Annotated in this window: 15 protein-coding genes; 5 read left to right on the forward strand and 10 right to left on the reverse strand. The window is 54.2% G+C overall.

The features are described from left to right. Positions 1 to 17: 17 nt before the first annotated feature. The 5 genes from ABD971_RS34960 to ABD971_RS34980 all read right to left on the reverse strand — a co-directional run bounded on the left by ABD971_RS34960 (position 18) and on the right by ABD971_RS34980 (position 4,504). A complete protein-coding gene (locus ABD971_RS34960) occupies positions 18 to 1,754 on the reverse strand; it encodes a GspE/PulE family protein (RefSeq protein ID WP_345328385.1) in 1,737 nt (578 codons plus the stop codon). After that, on the reverse strand, positions 1,751 to 2,086 hold the full coding sequence (locus ABD971_RS34965) for an STAS domain-containing protein (RefSeq protein WP_339941645.1): 336 nt from the start codon (positions 2,084 to 2,086) through the stop codon (positions 1,751 to 1,753). The genes ABD971_RS34960 and ABD971_RS34965 overlap by 4 nt, the downstream gene beginning before the upstream one ends. Positions 2,087 to 2,100: 14 nt before the next feature. Next, positions 2,101 to 3,543, reverse strand: a complete 1,443-nt coding sequence (locus ABD971_RS34970) for a sensor histidine kinase (protein WP_345328386.1) — start codon at positions 3,541 to 3,543, stop codon at positions 2,101 to 2,103. A gap of 16 nt (positions 3,544 to 3,559) precedes the next feature. Continuing rightward, complete coding sequence (locus tag ABD971_RS34975) at positions 3,560 to 3,967, reverse strand: response regulator (protein ID WP_339941649.1); 408 nt, start codon at positions 3,965 to 3,967, stop codon at positions 3,560 to 3,562. Positions 3,968 to 4,096: 129 nt separating this feature from the next. Then, positions 4,097 to 4,504: a prepilin-type N-terminal cleavage/methylation domain-containing protein gene (locus ABD971_RS34980; RefSeq protein WP_339941651.1), complete on the reverse strand. Its 408-nt coding sequence runs from the start codon at positions 4,502 to 4,504 to the stop codon at positions 4,097 to 4,099. Positions 4,505 to 4,726: 222 nt separating this feature from the next. Between ABD971_RS34980 and ABD971_RS34985 the strand changes: the two genes are divergently transcribed. Further along, positions 4,727 to 6,364 carry an HD-GYP domain-containing protein gene (locus tag ABD971_RS34985; RefSeq protein WP_345328387.1) on the forward strand — a complete coding sequence of 546 codons (1,638 nt, stop codon included), beginning with the start codon at positions 4,727 to 4,729 and terminating at the stop codon, positions 6,362 to 6,364. A gap of 24 nt (positions 6,365 to 6,388) precedes the next feature. Here the strand turns inward: ABD971_RS34985 and ABD971_RS34990 are convergent, their stop codons facing one another. Then, on the reverse strand, positions 6,389 to 6,553 hold the full coding sequence (locus tag ABD971_RS34990; RefSeq protein WP_008693701.1) for a hypothetical protein: 165 nt from the start codon (positions 6,551 to 6,553) through the stop codon (positions 6,389 to 6,391). A gap of 41 nt (positions 6,554 to 6,594) precedes the next feature. Beyond that, the gene (locus tag ABD971_RS34995; RefSeq protein WP_345328388.1) at positions 6,595 to 8,406 is read right to left on the reverse strand and encodes a secretin and TonB N-terminal domain-containing protein; all 1,812 of its coding nucleotides are present in this window, start codon (positions 8,404 to 8,406) and stop codon (positions 6,595 to 6,597) included. Between the two features lie 216 nt (positions 8,407 to 8,622). On the opposite strand from ABD971_RS34995, the gene ABD971_RS35000 reads away from it, so the two are divergent. Genes ABD971_RS35000 through ABD971_RS35015 form a run of 4 tightly spaced genes read left to right on the forward strand, consistent with a single transcriptional unit; the run spans position 8,623 to position 13,498 of the window. After that, positions 8,623 to 9,174: a pilus assembly FimT family protein gene (locus ABD971_RS35000; RefSeq protein WP_345328389.1), complete on the forward strand. Its 552-nt coding sequence runs from the start codon at positions 8,623 to 8,625 to the stop codon at positions 9,172 to 9,174. Further along, a complete protein-coding gene (locus tag ABD971_RS35005; RefSeq protein ID WP_345328390.1) occupies positions 9,171 to 10,847 on the forward strand; it encodes a PulJ/GspJ family protein in 1,677 nt (558 codons plus the stop codon). The genes ABD971_RS35000 and ABD971_RS35005 overlap by 4 nt, the downstream gene beginning before the upstream one ends. Then, entirely contained in the window at positions 10,844 to 11,668 is an 825-nt protein-coding gene (locus ABD971_RS35010; RefSeq protein WP_339941663.1) for a PKD domain-containing protein, read from the forward strand. Before ABD971_RS35005 ends, ABD971_RS35010 begins: the two co-directional genes overlap by 4 nt. A gap of 60 nt (positions 11,669 to 11,728) precedes the next feature. Further along, on the forward strand, positions 11,729 to 13,498 hold the full coding sequence (locus tag ABD971_RS35015; RefSeq protein WP_345328391.1) for a carbohydrate binding domain-containing protein: 1,770 nt from the start codon (positions 11,729 to 11,731) through the stop codon (positions 13,496 to 13,498). Positions 13,499 to 13,578: 80 nt separating this feature from the next. On the opposite strand, the gene ABD971_RS35020 is transcribed toward ABD971_RS35015, so the two are convergent. The 3 genes from ABD971_RS35020 to ABD971_RS35030 form a co-directional block, all read right to left on the reverse strand. After that, entirely contained in the window at positions 13,579 to 14,628 is a 1,050-nt protein-coding gene (locus ABD971_RS35020) for a dihydroorotate dehydrogenase-like protein (RefSeq protein ID WP_339941667.1), read from the reverse strand. A gap of 195 nt (positions 14,629 to 14,823) precedes the next feature. Then, positions 14,824 to 15,123 carry a hypothetical protein gene (locus ABD971_RS35025; protein ID WP_345328392.1) on the reverse strand — a complete coding sequence of 100 codons (300 nt, stop codon included), beginning with the start codon at positions 15,121 to 15,123 and terminating at the stop codon, positions 14,824 to 14,826. Positions 15,124 to 15,368: 245 nt separating this feature from the next. Beyond that, entirely contained in the window at positions 15,369 to 16,373 is a 1,005-nt protein-coding gene (locus ABD971_RS35030; RefSeq protein WP_345328526.1) for a helix-hairpin-helix domain-containing protein, read from the reverse strand. Positions 16,374 to 16,405: the final 32 nt, after the last annotated feature.

Genomic DNA, 16,405 nt, shown 5'->3' on the forward strand with positions numbered 1-16,405 from the left:
ATCGGTTCCCTCACGGTTTAATCGACGAAAGCCACTCGTGATACTTCTTCGAGACTGACTTTGCCTTCCTCGGCTAAACGCATTCCCTCATCAACCAAAAACGTTCCGGACTGTTTCACGTGTTGATTACGAATCGCTTCGATGTCGCCACCTGCGGAGATGATTTCTCGCATTTCGCGGTCAACGCATAGGACTTCGTACAGTCCGGTTCGTCCGCGTGAACCGGTGTCGTAACAATTGCGACATCCTTCCCCGCGAACAAACGTACGACGGCGGTCCCCTTTGTACTGGAACGAGTCCAGGATTTCGGGACTGGGAAAGTAGGTTTCTTTGCAGGTCGGACAAACCATTCGCACCAAACGTTGTGCGATGACTCCCAATAATGCTGCTCCGATTTTGAACGGTTCGACGCCCATGTCGCGAAGCCTTGTGACGGCGCTGAAACTATCGTTGGTGTGCAGCGTGCTAAGAACCAAGTGGCCGGTCAACGCAGCTTGGATGGCCACGGCTGCGGTTTCCGCGTCACGAATCTCTCCGACCATGATCACGTCGGGGTCTTGCCGCAGTATCGCCCGCATCGCTCCGGGGAAGGACATCGGTTTGTTACCGCCGACGGGGACTTGAACAATTTGGTCCAAGTCATATTCGACCGGGTCTTCCACCGTGACGATGTTGCGTTCGACCGATTTGATCAACTCCAGTGCCGAGTAGAGCGTGGTCGTTTTGCCGCTGCCGGTTGGCCCCGTGACCAGCACCAATCCATGGGGCCGATGCAACATTCCTTTGACGTCGCTCAATAATTTCGGAGGAACACCCAGTTCATCCAGATTGAAGGTGACGTTTTGGCGATCGAGAACCCGAATCACGACCTTTTCGCCGTGATTGGTTGGCAGTGTCGAAACACGTAAATCGATTTCACGACCTTCGACGGTCAAGTGAATGCGTCCGTCTTGGGGGATGCGGTGTTCGGCGATGTCAAGTTTTGCCATGACCTTAAGCCGCGAGATAATCGCCGGGTGAAAATCGCGACGAGGTCGCAGCGTTTCCCGCAACATGCCATCGACTCGGAAACGCACTGACGTGCATCGTTGTCCCGGTTCGACGTGAATGTCGCTCGCCTTTTGACGAACCGCGCTGACGATCATGTAATTGACGAGATTGATGATCGGGCTGCCGTTGGCTAACGACTGCAAATCCGCAATGTCGATATTGAAATGATCCGCCTCTAAATTCACTGCATCGGGATCCATGTCCGCAGTGACCGCATCGACCGCAAAGTCGTTCTCGTAGCAGCGGGGCAGCATCCGCTCGATCACCGAGCGCAGCGTCAATACCGGTTTTACTTGCAGCCCGGTGATTCGTTCGATCTCGTCGACATGCTGAAGATTGTGCGGGTCGACCATGGCAACGCTTAGCTTGCCACGCACCTTGAACAGGACGAGTGCCTCCAGCGATTCGGCTTTTGCCTTGGGCAACAACTGCACAACCGCAGGGTCGACCATTCCGTCACGCAGCAGCGCATAGGGAACGCCGCGTTGTTGACTCAAAAAACGCAGCAATGTGCCTTCATCGATCAAACCCAATTCCAGCAGCGTCTCACCCAGCCGCGCACCTTTGGCGGTATGTTCGGTAAGTGCGGCTTCGAGTTCATCGCGGGTAAGTACACCGGCGCGGACCAAACGCTCGCCCAGCGGCAACGGCGTTTCCGGCGCAGCAGCGTGATTCCGATTTGCACGTTCGATAACCAAACTCATCGCGAGAAACTCCCGACGGCGGAAACAACGTCATCGGAAATCGCAAAGTCGCGGTCCAGTTCGGTCGCTTGCAATATCTCGGTGCACAGCGGATTGAGTGCAGCCAGGTGAATCGCTCCACCGTGTTGCAGACAGCGGTCTCGCAAATCCAACAAGAATTCCAGACCGGCGCTGTCCAGCAGCGGAATGTTGCGTAAATCAAATACGATTTTGGGCTGACCGTGCCCAAAACATTTCTCGCAATGACCTGCTAATTCGACGGTATGGTCACGGCTTAAAGGATCATTCCCCGAGAGCACAAACACACTGCCTTGCTTGGAGCATTCGAACATTCGATTCACTCCAATTAGTTCAGGGGTAAGGTCAGGGTGAAACGCGATCCCACATTCAGTTCACTCGAGATGACGATTTCGCCACCGTGCAGTCGTGCGACTTCTTGCGAGAAGGCGAGTCCTAGCCCGCTGCCGCTGATCTCTTGCACACGCGAGTCATGGCTGCGGAAGAATTTTTCACAAAGCCGCGGCAACTCTTCCGCTGCAATGCCAAAACCAGTGTCCTCGACTTGCAACTGAATCCCATCCGCATCGGTCTCGACCAGCAAACGGACACTTCCGCCTGCGGGGGTGTATTTGGCCGCGTTGCTAAGCAAATTGACGAGCACACCGGCAATCTTGTCTTTGTCGATTCGCAGTTTTGGCAACTTCGCAGGCAACTTGCTTTCGAACGCTAAAGTTTTCTCTTGTAGCGAAGGCTGAACTTTTTCGATCACTTCATCAATCAAACGCTGCATGTCGGTTTCGTGTCGCACGACCGAGATCGCACCCGATTCCATCTGGCTAACGTCAAGCAGGTCGTCGACAAAACGGGCCAACCGAGTCGCTTCGGACATCAAAATGTTGTAAAAGCCCTTTTGATGTTCGACATCGATGTCGTCATTGTCGATCAACGTTTCGGCGTAGGCTTTGATATTCGCCAGCGGCGTTCGCAGTTCATGTGTCGCGGTGAACACAAACTGGTTCCGCATTTCTTCGGCAAGTTTCTGTTGCGTGACGTCGCGAAGACTCCACAACGAACTGCCTTGCTCGAACGCGTCGCCGATCAACGGGGTGCGGCTCAATCGCCAAACGCCAGCGGAAAGTTCGTTACCAAGCAATAATTCGATCGTGAAACTGTTTGATTTTTGTTGCTGCTCATCCAGCTCCGCGGCGCTGGCGGGACTGACAGCCGCGGCGAACCATTGGCCGAGTTCGCGTCCCACGACATCACTTGCCGACGCGGCGCCCACCATTGCCACCAACGCATTGTTGGCAAGCACGACATTGCCGTTAGGATTGGTCAATGCGACCCCTTCGGATAACGCGTTGAAAATCCCTTCCCATCGTTTGCCGGCCGAAGCGTCGAGAGTTTCACGCAGCCGCTCTTCGAGCGTCGAGAGCGTTCCTTGTTCGTTGATTTGTCGTAGCAGTTTGTTCCATCCCGCCGCGACAGGAGTGGTGGCAATCAGCGGGACCAACTCTGCCGGGGAACTGCAGACCCCGGTGGTGATATGTTGCAGTTGGTTTTCGATCGATTCATTGATTTGAACCGAGCGCCGCATGATAAAGCTGCCGACTAAAAGCAAAAACAGCGGAACCGCCACCGTGATCGAGACGGATTCAATCAGGGCTCCTCGCCACGCCAGCGTCAATGCAACGCTGACGACTCCAAAGATCGAAGCCAGACCGCACATTAAATATCGGTCAACGATTCGGCTGCTTAGCGACGGGATTGCGTTGGAGATATTATTCATGAATGCGGTTGGGGGTTCACGAATACACGGCGCTGGTGTCTTCGCTGGCTGTGAGCAAGTCGTTTACGATGGCAACAATTTCTCGGATACTAAACGGCTTGAGAACAAGTTTGGCGATATTCCAATCTCGCCGCAGTTGTTCTCGATCCAATTCCATCCCTTTGGCCGAACACATGATGATGAACATCGCATCCAGTGATCGGTTTTGTCGGATGTAATGACAGAGTTCCGCTCCGTCGACATTGGGCATTTGGTAATCGGTTATCAACAGGTCAAACGATTGGTTGGCGAGCGATTCCATTGCCTCGGCACCATCGTGGGCAATGGTGACGTCAAAGCCGGACCGCTGGAGATTGAATCGCAGCACATCGCCAAGGACACGATTGTCCTCTGTGATTAAGATCCGTCTTTTTAAATCACTCATTAAACTGGCCTAATAGGAATGATTGCGTTCACCGAGCGGAGCTCGATGAACGCAATCGTCATGGATGGGCTTTGAAGTGGATGTAGGGTGGGGCGATCAGAAGCCAAGGCTGACGAAACGCCAGCGAGGCTACCATTTCGTGATAAAGCCCGAGTCGTTAACACAAAACTCACCGGTGGATTCGTCATAGATCCAACCCCCGGCGGCGGTGGCCGTTTCAAGCGGTGACGTTCCTGCCACGATGCCGGCGCCTGGATTGGATCCTACCTGAGTCGCAGGAAAGGCGCCTTGCAAATAAGGTTTCAAATCGGTGGTGAAGGTGGATAGTTCCGGGTAGTCGCCGGTTTGCGCTTTATACAAATCAATGGCATCGCGAATCACGACAAGCGATTGTCGAGTTGCGTTGTCACGCGCATTGCCAGCGGTATCGAACATGCGGGGAGCGGCGACGGCGGCCAAGATGCCCAGAATTAGCACCACGACGACCAATTCCACCAACGTAAACCCTTTGCGACACCAACGTCTTGTCTTGAACACTTTGCATTTACCCCTACGGAAGTACGATTAATGCCGAGTGACTGAACATTCCCGGCTTACGTAAAAACATAGGACGCAATTAAGGAGTGTCCGGAAAGTCAAGGAAATTATTCTCACGTAATTTTCGGGGGGATTCTCGATTTTGCGGGCTAACCTTGGACAGTTGCGAGACTTCCCTCGTCTCGTTTGTTCACGCGAATCCAGTTGATATGAGTCCTTCCGATGTCCGAACACCGTGCTCAGCGTTTGCTCGAAACGAGACATCTACAGCGTCCTCAAGAGGTTGCTGAGATCCTGCAAAAACATTTTCGCACCCCCTTTCACCTGGTCACGCAACAGGGCTCGGTGCGACTGAGTGTTTCGCCGCTCCAGGCGGATCAACTTGAACACACTCATCTGTCACTCCCCGAGACGCTGCAAATCGATGCGTTACTCGCGGCTAAAGAGCCCTCGGTGCACGCGATTTCCGCTGAAAATGCAGTTTTGGCGATTCCGATGGGGAATCGTATTACGCCCTTTGCCTTGTGTGGAATCATTGCCGCAAGTGATGCTAATTTGAGCATTCCTTTGGCAAATATGGTGGTCGAAAATTTAAAGTGCAAACAAGAGATTGCGTCGCGTGATTCGCAGCTCGATGAATACGCTTCGCAAGTCACGCGAGATTTCGAAGAACTCAGTTGGTTGCGTTCGCTTGCCGAGAGGCCGGAGCTGTGGCATCCGCAGAACGATTTGCAAAATATTGCCAGTGTCATCCTGCCTCCGCTGTGCGATGTTTTGTCCGTTGAAGCAATTTTTCTGTTCGTAACGGATACGCAAACAGGTGCAGATACGCTGGCATTCCGTGCTGGCGAAACGGAGGTCCGTGACCACACGATGATGGAATTGGTGGGTCAGTTTGCGGATCAAATCGTCGAACAACCCGTGGTTCGAAATTCCAATAGCCTTCACAGGGGGTGGCAGGACCTCGAGGGAATCCGCAGTTGTGCATTGGTCCCGATTGCCAACAACTCTCAGCGGTTTGGCTGGCTAGTGATGGTCAACAAATTGGCTCGGCCCGACGCGGACTGCCTCGCTGACCTATCACCGCAACTGCGTGAATTCGGTACGTTCGAAGCGGGGTTGCTTCAGTCCGCTGGGCTGAACTTAGCGGCACACGCCAGCAATCTGCAATCGTTCCGCCAGATCGAGGACCTTGTCGTCGGAGTCATTCGAGCGATGATCAACTCGATCGACGCAAAAGACGCCTACACTCGCGGTCATAGCGATCGTGTGGCTGCGATGGGACGCACGCTCGCTGCAAAATTGGGACTTGATCCGCAAGAGCAACACGATGTCTATATGTCGGGGTTGCTCCATGACATTGGCAAAATTGGCGTGCCCGATTCAGTACTCGGTAAACCGACGCGGCTAAGCGAAGAAGAGTTTGCGATTGTCCAACGCCATCCTGAAATCGGATATTCGATCCTGAAGCATCTGAAGCAACTCGACTTCGTGCTTCCGGGCGTGCTACATCATCATGAGTGCTTTGATGGAAGCGGCTACCCGCATGGATTGGCTGGCGAAGAGATCCCTTTGATGGGGCGGATCTTGGCAGTTGCCGATGCCTACGACGCGATGACGAGTACGCGGCCTTATCGAAATGGAATGCCCCGAGCGAAAGCCGAAGCCATTCTACGAGCCGGAGCGGGCGAGCAATGGGACACCCGAATTATCGACGCGTTCATGCAGTGTGCCGATGAGATGTACAGCATCTGTCAGGTCAATCGTCAACATCCGACGCTGCTGCTCAGTGATCGCCCTAGCAACGATGCAGCATGGGACGAAATTGACGTCGCGGTGAACTTGTCGCTCAGCAAGTAGCGTTGTCCTTCACCGATCGAAGCGTCATTTTTTTCGCCGCAATTTCACGCGGCGATTGCCGGAGCGTCGCTCCATCGACTTGGGCAGCTTCGTTTCGTTTTTGCGTCGATTCTCTTTTCGACGTTCGGGGTTATCACGTTTCTCGAGTAGATGGAGTAGTTCCTCGGGAATCTCGGGATCGTTGGGCATCGTTAGATAATCTCCGCGCTAAGAAGCCATTTGGACCCCACTTACTGGACATCCAAATCAGAAGGGTAGATGTACGTGTGATCCGGTTCGTGATAGACCGGTGGATAATCGCCATTGCCGATTGGGTCTTGGATCATCACCGCTTCGGCGGATTGATCCACAAAATGTCGGTTGTTTGTGCGTGACGATTGACTTTGCCGTGGATGAGAAGAGAACGGTTGGAATTTGCGCGGCGTGTTACTGGGATCGGGTAGTTCCGGTTCCCAATAGCGTCGATCGGTCGGTTGCAATCCATCATGGAACAGAGGTGTCGATGACTGGTCGACCTCTGCGGGATGGATGCTGCGGCATCCAGGAACGTCTGGCAAGATGCGTGGCAGTAACGCGATAATGATTTCGCTTCGCTCGCGTTGCAGTTCGTGGCGTTGAAACAGTTTACCCACCAGCCACAAATCACCGAGCCATGGAATCCGACTTTGACCATTGTTGTTGGTTTCTTTGATCAAACCGCCGATCAACATCGCCTCGCCATCAGCCAACATGATCCGCGTTTGTAACTGCGTCGTTTCACTCTCCGGAAGACTGGTGGTGGTATTGATTCGTCCGGTGGAGACCTCGGGGTTGACCTGCATCACAATCTGGCCGTCGTCGGTGATGGTGGGGGTCACTTCGAGAATCACTCCGACATCGAGGAAATTGACACTCTGCAGCGTGCTTGTCTGGGTCGTGGTGGTGAGCAGATAACCAATTTGGCCGCCCACTTGGATGCGAGCCTGTTGTCCGTTGAGCACGGCAATCTTAGGCGACGCAAGCGTTTTGGAATCGGTCGTACTTTTGATTGCTTCGATCACGCCGTTAAGATCGCGGCCTTCGACACTTAAAACCCCAGTGGGCTGGGTTCCACCTTTGGTAAAGTTTTTCGCTTCCAACTTGATTGGCGACCCCGCGATGCGGAGCATGTTACTCATGTCGATCCCGTGTCGGTTGTCTTCACCCAGTTCGACTTGCAACACATGGGCTTCGACAATCACTTGACGTGGGGCACGATCCACCTGCGCAATGTATTCTTCGACTCGCCACAGATACATCGGCAAGTCCTCGACCACCAACTGCTCTTGCGTCCGTCGGTGGTCAGTGGACATCGATTGATTCAGGAACACTTGGCCAACAGGTGAGAGCATTCCCTTGACGATTTTTTCCGCGTCCTCGGCTGAGATATAGTCCAACGAGAAGACACGCATTTCGCGTCCTTGCAGGTTCGCTGGGCCTTTGGTTTCGCTGGAGATATTAGAAACGACAATGATGTTGTTTCGCTGAGTCCAGGTCAAACCGTTGGCGGGAAGAATGGAATTCAGGGCGTCCGAAAGCGAAACGTCGGTCAGTTTGACGGTAATCCGCTGGCTCACATCGCCGCTGGTGATCACGTTAAGTCCCTGTTGCTCGGCGATCAAATGCAACACCGAGTCGACCGTGGCGTCAGTGATATTGATCGAGATTCCATGATGAATTGCGTCGGAATACAAAGGGTCTTGATCCGTTGTCGGCGCCGCTAATCCGACTCGATCGGCACGGGAATGGACAGGCGACTGCCATGCGGTTTGCGCGACAGCCGTTGTCTTTTGTCGCCAATTTGGATCGGGCTTGCTAAGCGGTTGCGATGAACGGTCGCCATTTGCCGCGGTTGTAGAAGATTGCAGTGATCGTGGGGCACGAATCTGCTCGGCAAACGTGTCGCAATACGCCGTCGAGGTGCAGCACCCCATCCACATCAGCAGCAGGATTGCTGCATAACGCCCCGGTCCTCGAGAAACGAAGGTGCCGCAGTTTCGATTTTGCAACGACGGCAGTTTCATGGGGGCGTAAGGCTCGTCCAGAGTCGGTAATCAGAAGAATCGTTACAGCTTCTATCGGCGCTCCCTGGTCCGCATAATCAGAAAACTCGGGAAAATCGGAACGCCTTTCCTAGCTTAACGACGAGGTTGCGTGGGCTGATTCGCTAATTACGGGTTAGAGTTGCTTGGTGAATTGGTAGCAATAGGCTCGTATTTTCGTTTCGGCTAGGCAACTCGATGAAGGCTGCAAAAGAAAAGACAGCATCGCAATCGTCGAGAACGCTAGCAACGCCGGCGTCCCCCACATTGACGCGAAAACAATCGGCATGCGGCCCAGTTCGCGCGGGGCTTTCGCTGATCGAGATCACAATCGTGTTGGTCATCCTGGGCATCATGGCCGCTGCTGCGGCGCCGCGTTGGGCCGATTCGCTACAACGCTACCGTGTCGCGAATACGGCAAACCGAATGGTTGCCGATCTGAAACGAGCACAATTGACAGCATTCCGCTCAAGTACTGCAAAGACGGTCACGTTTTACGTGGATCGCGAGCAATACTCGATCGAGGATGTCCGACCGCTTGAACGGCCCTCGGGGGACTACCTCGTGAAGCTGAATGAGTCGCCCTATAAATCGTCGCTGGTTTCGGTTTGGGGCCGGACCGGTACTCAGACGCTGACGTTTAACGGGTTTGGTATTCCCAATCGAGGTGGAAACATCATCGTTGGGTCTGGACGTTTGCAAACGACGATCACCGTGGACGCTGTCACGGGAACGGCGGTGATTCAATGAAACGGTCTCGCACCTTACAGTTATATGTCGCAGCTGTCGCAAGCGGCGGTGGACCACGTCGCGGCATGCTGCTGATGGAATTGGTCGTCGCGTTGTTGGTGTCGAGCATCATTATTGCAGGCCTTCACGCGAGTCTCGCGATTTCAGTTCGCAGCATCCCTGATTCCGATGGCAGCACCGCATCCGCACTTCGCGGAACTCGCATTGCCGATCAATTCGCGACGGAACTTGAAACGGCGGTCCACATCACCGAACGTTCGGCGACCACCATCGGATTTACTGTACCGGACCGCGACGGCGATGGTTTTGCCGAGCGAATTCGTTACGCATGGACGGGAACCCCGGGGGGACCGCTGACGCGGCAATACAATGGGTCAACGCCGCTAACAATCGCCGATGATGTCGAGCTGTTTAGTTTGACGCCCAACTTTCAAAGTGTTGCCGAGACCTATCCGAGCGTGGGGATCGAAGACACCTATGAATCGCTATTGATCGATCGCTCGGCAACCAGCGGGCTTGGTAATAATGAAATTAAATCCGACGACTGGGTGGGGCAACATTACGCAATGACATTGCCTGCGGGAGCCTATACATGGCGTCCCACGCGTGTGCAGTTCAGAGCGCAGAAGTCTTCCTTCAGCTTCTTTTATCGTACGATTCGTGCTCAGATGCTTCCCGCGTCGATCAATCTCACTCCCTACGGCAGTTCGGATGAACAAGAGACGGTGTATGTGTTGCTGAGTAGTTACGAGTGGTACGAGGCCCGATTCGACAAACTTGATCCGCATGCCTCCGGTGGTGGTCTCTGTTTGGTGTTGGATCGTAACCAATCGAATTCCGGGGTCGAATTACAAAGTACGAGTGACGCGTCTGGATTGCTTAAGTCGTCCAACGGTGGCACGTCGTGGTCCTACAACAACGGAAAATCCTTGGTTTCGCGATTGTATGGGAAATTGACTCGCGCCAGCGGAAGCCTTTCTCTGAGCAGCAATTATCTGACGTCGATGGGCGTGACGATGCGAATGAAACCCAATACCCCCACATTGAATTGGACGATTGCGTGCTTGAATCATCCCGAGTTACTCTCCAATAAATGGGAAACCAAGTTCAACGCAAATCCAACGACAGTGGATGTCAACGGAGATGCCGCAGGCGACTGGATCGTCGACGACGGTGACACATTTGATGCCGACTCGCTCGTCGATGGAGTTTGGCGGACAAACCGAACTCAGTTGAATTCCACTCCGGATTGTAATTTTGATACGCCAACCGTTGTCGATGTCAAATTCCAGAACACAAGTGTGGGAGGAAACGGAGCGACATTCAAGATCAACGCGTTTCGATCTGGAGCCACCTGTGCTCCGGTGCTCGCTTCATTGACAAAACAATCCGACGGCAGTCAAACGTTGACGTTGGCGACCAAATCGTCCGACGCGAACACTCGCACCTTGATCAAGGTGCCGGGGCTACCGAATCAACCGGTGTACTTGCATTTGATCCTCGATCCGGATACCTCCAGTGTCAGTTTAAGTATCGACGAGGTCCAGTACGGGACATACGCATTGTCTCCCTTTGAATCGACCGATGCCAACCGGTCGGCATGCCTTGGTGCCGACGTGAGCGATGCCGAATTTTCGTATGCACGCATTCGGGTGATGGAGCCACAGCCATGATCGGGATGTCACAATCACGCCGCGACGACAACGAGCGACGTCACGGTTTTGCACTGCTGGATGCTGTGATTTCTGTGATGCTGGTCGGCATTTTGATGGTTGGGGCATTGCAAACGATCGGAGCGTCCAAGCGGCGCGAACGGGTAACGCTGGATCGTTTGTTGGGGCAACAGTTGGCGGGTGCGATGATGAATGAGATCCTATTGCAAGCGTACCGCGAGCCCGAAACGGACGAAGAAGCGACGTTTGGAACGGAATCGGCAGAATCAACCGGCAATCGATCGCAGTTTGACGACGTGGATGACTTTCATGATTGGAGTGCATCGCCGCCACAAGATCGCAGCGGTGGGACAATCAGCGGATTCGATCAATGGTCACGCAGCGTTCATGTTACTTGGGCGGATGCCGAGACGTTAAGCGAAACGACCGCTACCAATACAGGGCTGAAGAAGATCCGCGTGACCGTTTCTCAAAATGGCCAAGTCGTCAGTACGTTAGTCGGTTATCGCAGCATCGGATGGGTCCAAACGATTCCCGCCCCCTCCGACGCCACCGGCAATCATGCGCCGGTTGCCGTCGCCACGTCCCCCGATCTGAGCCGCGATGTGGGACAGACTGTTCTGTTTGACGGCGATGGATCGAGCGACCAAGACGGCGACTACCTGTCCTACGTTTGGGACTTTGGTGACGGCAGCAAAGGCAGCGGAATCAGTACCACTCATTTCTACTACACACCTGGAAACTATACCTGCACGTTAACGGTTTACGATGGTCGTGGGGGAACCGCGTCTGCGGCGTTGACCGTAGTGATTGCACCGTGATGCGTCGCGAGTGATATCGATATCCACTAACACAAAATCCTTGATACCGGACTCAATTACGTGAATCTCAGTCGTCTCGACGACCGCCGGCGGCACCCCTGCCAACCACGCTCACGCGACGGAGCGATCTATGCGGTCGTTTTGTTTTCGTCGCTGATTGTGGCCTCGATCGGACTGGCGTCACTGCAATTGATGCGTTTGCAGGGGCGTAGTGCCGAAGAGAGTGACGACTTTATTGCCGCCCGTGTCTACGCCCGGGCTGCGGTGGATATCGGCATGTTGCGGATTCGCAACGATCCTTTTTGGCGAACCCATTTTGGCAATGGTGATTGGATCACCCAGCAAACGATTGATCGTGGCACCTATTCGCTGTCCGCGACCGATCCCGTCGATGACGACGTTGCGGTCGGCGATAACCATCCCATCATCCTGACAGGGACGGGCCGCCAAGGGGATGCAATGTTCCAAACCTCGGTGCGTTTAGAAGTCGGTCCGCGAACGGGATCGTGTCTCGAGGTGTCGATGATCAGCGGTGACGATATGGACGTCGACGGCGCCACGCTCTCGAGCGACCAAACTATTTGTGCTAACGAAAAAGTGGACGCGGGCGGCGGTTCTATTGTCAATGCTAACGTCGAGGCGTACGACGATATCAACGGTTCAACCTATACCAAATCAACTCAACTGCGTTCGACGCGGCGCACCATGCCCGATCCGCTACACACGCTGGACTATTACTTGTCGCATGGTACGACGATCGATTATTCGTCGCTACGAACCTGGCCCCAACCCGAGATCTTGGTCAACACGACGTTCGAATCGGGCACGCAAAACTGGGGGGCGTTGGGCGACTGTACACTGCAACGCAGTTTCACACAGAAAAAGGATGGGCTTTACTCGCTGCGAGTCACTGGACGCGCGGACAATAACGCGGTGGCGGCACAAAATCTATCGCTGGCAAGTCTCCGCAGCGGCGATACCTACGATGTCCTGCTGAACGTGTTTCCTACTGCCAATGCGAAAGTTCAGGCCGTGTTGACGCTCGAAACATCCGAATCCAGTACGCTGTCATTTATGACTCCGGTGACCACGCTTGAAATCAATAAATGGGGCAGCGTTGGTGGCAGTTTCTCTCCGACCTGGACGGGAACGCTCACTCAGGCAACGCTGCGACTCTCAATCGATATTGCCAACGATTATTTCATGGACAGCGTTAGTTTGCGTAATACAACCTACCCGTCGGACTCGTACGTGTTGGATGGATTATTGACGCCAAGCAACAATCCCTTTGGCGGAGCGACCAACGCCAAAGGAATCTATCTGATCAACTGCGCTGGCAAAGACGTGCGAGTGGGAAAATCCAGGATCGTTGGCACGTTGGTGTTTCTTAATCCCGGCCAAGATTCGATCATTCAAGGCCCCTTGGTGTGGGAACCTGCCGAACTGAATTACCCCGCACTGCTAACCAACGACACGCTGCGGATAGGGGTGTCATCAGCCGGTTTTAACGAGACAAATGTGGGCACCAATTTAAATCCGCCCGAGACGCCTTATCCGTTCAACGGCGGGACATCCAACACCACGTTCTCTGACACCGACTCGTATCCCTCGGAAATTTCGGGGCTGATCTACTCCACCGGCGACTTGAAGTTCTCGGCCGAATCGAAGATTAGAGGCGTTGTTATTGCCCACGAAAAGATCAAGGTCCAGGCGACATCGCTGAACCTGAACTATGACAGCCGCTACTTAGAAAATCCTCCGCCGGGATTCGATGCCGACTCCGTCACGATGAAGGTCGTTCCGGGAACGTGGCAACGCGAGGTGAACTAGTTCCAAGAAGCGACGCTGGACGTGACCCGGCGCAGTCGTGCTGGACGTGCCCCAGCTCCGTCGCACTGGACCGCCGCCGATTACGGCGTGGGATGTCCCCAACGGTCGCCGTGGATCGCATGAACTGGGTGGACCATCTCGTCCGCTTCGCGTCGCCTGGACAACGTCTGGATGTATTGTTGGCGTTGTTCGCCGGAATTGAATTCGATTGGACGCTGCATCTCCAATTCTCGCATCGATTTGATGTGATGTTTGTCCATGAACATTCGCAATCCATCGACCAGCGTACGAATCACCCCAGGGCCTTCGCGGTACACGGCCGAAGTCACCATGGCAACGTCGGCTCCGGCCAACAGCACGCGGATCACGTCGCTCGGAGTGCCGATCCCACCACATGCCGCAAGCGGCATGGCAGGGCAATAGCTGTGAATTCGCATGATCGTTCCAAGCGATTGAACGATCGAACCCGCATGGGTTAATTCCCAGTTGGTTTTCAGCTGGAAACTGTCAAGACAGATGTCGACGTCGGGGGCCCGACCGAACAACACCAAACCTTGGGCGCCCGACAATAATCGATGTGCCAGATGGCTGGGGCTCGTGTAATAGCGGTCGAGTTTCAGGAACAACGGAATCGTGATGGCGGCATCAATTTGGGTGACCAACTCGGTCATGGCGTCTTCGACTTCTCGCGGACCGCCATATTCGCTTGGTGGCGGATGATGCACATTCAATTCGATCGCCGCGGCGCCCGCCTGCTGAAGCTCACCGGCAAAGTCCAGCCAATGACCTCCACATTCCCCATTCAGACTGGCGATGATGGGAATCGAAGCGTGAGAGCTTGCGCGTTGTACCATCGACAAATACGATTCGGCACTTTGGCAATACGTATCGGTCGGTCCCGATTTGCAGCGTTCCAATAATTGGGGAGAAGCTTCATGAACCTCGAGTCCCCTTCGCTGATTCCACTGCAGGACCTGTTCCTGAAAGAGCGAGGGAAGCACGATCGCGCCCGCACCTGCTGCGGCAATCGCGGCGTGGCTCTGCTCTTCGGCGGTCAATGGACAAGCGCCGACAATGATCGGGGAATTGAGCTTCAAGCCGCCAAAGTGTGTGGTCAGGTCAATGCTCATTGGCACCCCTTGTATCGCGAACAGGAAACTCGACAAAATGCCCACGTGACTTTTACGAGTTTCTTGTCTTTGATTATAGGGCACCCGACACAAATAGTTCCCAATAAAAGTCAACGAAGCCCAGCTCGTTGCATCTCCATGACGTGATCAACGCAACGCGGTTCGCAGGTGCGAATCCGTTGATTCGCTGCGTTTTTAGTTCAGCTCCATGCGATGCTTTCTCATGTACGAGTGGCATTCAACACAGCGAACCGTCATCGACACATATCCCAGCGTTGCTCGGCTAATGTTCTTTTCCTTTGCGGCTTCGGCGATCATGTCTGCGGTGCGTCGGAATTCCTGACTTTGAGTGACATATTCCGGTGTCTGCAGCACGTTCCAGCCGCTTTCTAAACTCAACAGTTTTAATGCTTTGGCATTCTTGGCGATCGCCTCGAAATCCTCGAGCGTCAGCCCCTCCAGTATCGCTTTTGACTTATCGAGCTTCATTTTCATCAGAGGAGTGATTCGATGAGGCGGTGCTTCGTTAGGGGGATCAGCACTACTGAGTTGCGAACCCAATGTTGCGAAAAACAGGGCAAAAATTAGGGCGCTCACGACTTTCATCATCGATACTCCAGCGGCAGAAAGGGGAAAAGGAAGCAAAACGGAGTTGGCAAAAAATTGATCCTGCCGATATCCAACTCAGCAGGTCACTCGGTGAACATGCCGCCGCAATCGGGTTGGCAAGGCGGAGCGTTCTATGGATGGGGGTCCCCCGCAGAGTGGGGGCGATAATGTCGCCAACATTCTTCTTCTCGTCCTCGGACGATACGGCAGCCACGAAGTTTGCCAAACTGCGAGGTGATCACCGTCCAACGATCATGTGACTTCGGATCGTCGCGATAAAGGATGACCCAATCCTTGGTTGTATTAAGCTGATGAGCACGCGCGGTGTTAGAGTACATCGCGGTGTAGTGCCGGTCGGATCGCTGGCAATGAAGAATGGGAAGCCAAGCGACTGCCCCAGGATTGAAATGGCGAGGTGCGATCTTCGTCAACTTGCCTTGCGAAGCGAGTCGTCGATACTCTTCGTCGACGTCCAGCAATTCTGCGACCGAAACCTCGTGGTCCGATTCGCGTGCACCGGAAACGGTGTGATCATAAACGGCCGGCTCCGACCGCGTCATGTCCGCAGCGAGGGCTGAAGGGCCAGCAGGGGCGCGATGACGAAGACGATCCGCCAAACTTTCGCGAATGGCGCGAATTCGCTTGCGTCCCATCCCCGGTACTTTTTCGAGCCGTCCGTCTTTCGCAGCGGCCCATAATTCCAGAAGTGTTTCGATCTCGAGCTCCTCATGAATCCGATGCGCTAGCTCGGGACCGATGCTGGGCAATGTCGCAAACAATCGCTCCGCAGTCTCATCGCCACGCAGCCGATCCAATAGCGGAATGCGACCCAATCGAAGATATTGTTCGATTAAGTTTGCGATCGAATGCCCAATCGTCGGCAAGTCAATCAACCCCATCACGCCCTCGTGCAGCATGATGTTGCGAACCGGAGTCGCCAGCGAATGGAGTGTCTTGCTGGCGTTCTGATACGCGCGAACGCGAAATTCACCCGCACCTTGTTCCGCCAACAGGTTGGCGATTTCGTCAAGCAATTCTGCGATCGCTTGATTCTCCGAGGCATGCTGCGACGACTCGGAAACCGTTTCGATCTCGCGAGCAATCTCGTCGGGTTGATGCGACTGAATCGCGACCATCTCAGCCACCTGCTGTTGTTTGGGGTGAACGT

This window comes from Novipirellula rosea (assembly GCF_039541335.1).
Lineage (GTDB): Bacteria > Planctomycetota > Planctomycetia > Pirellulales > Pirellulaceae > Novipirellula > Novipirellula rosea.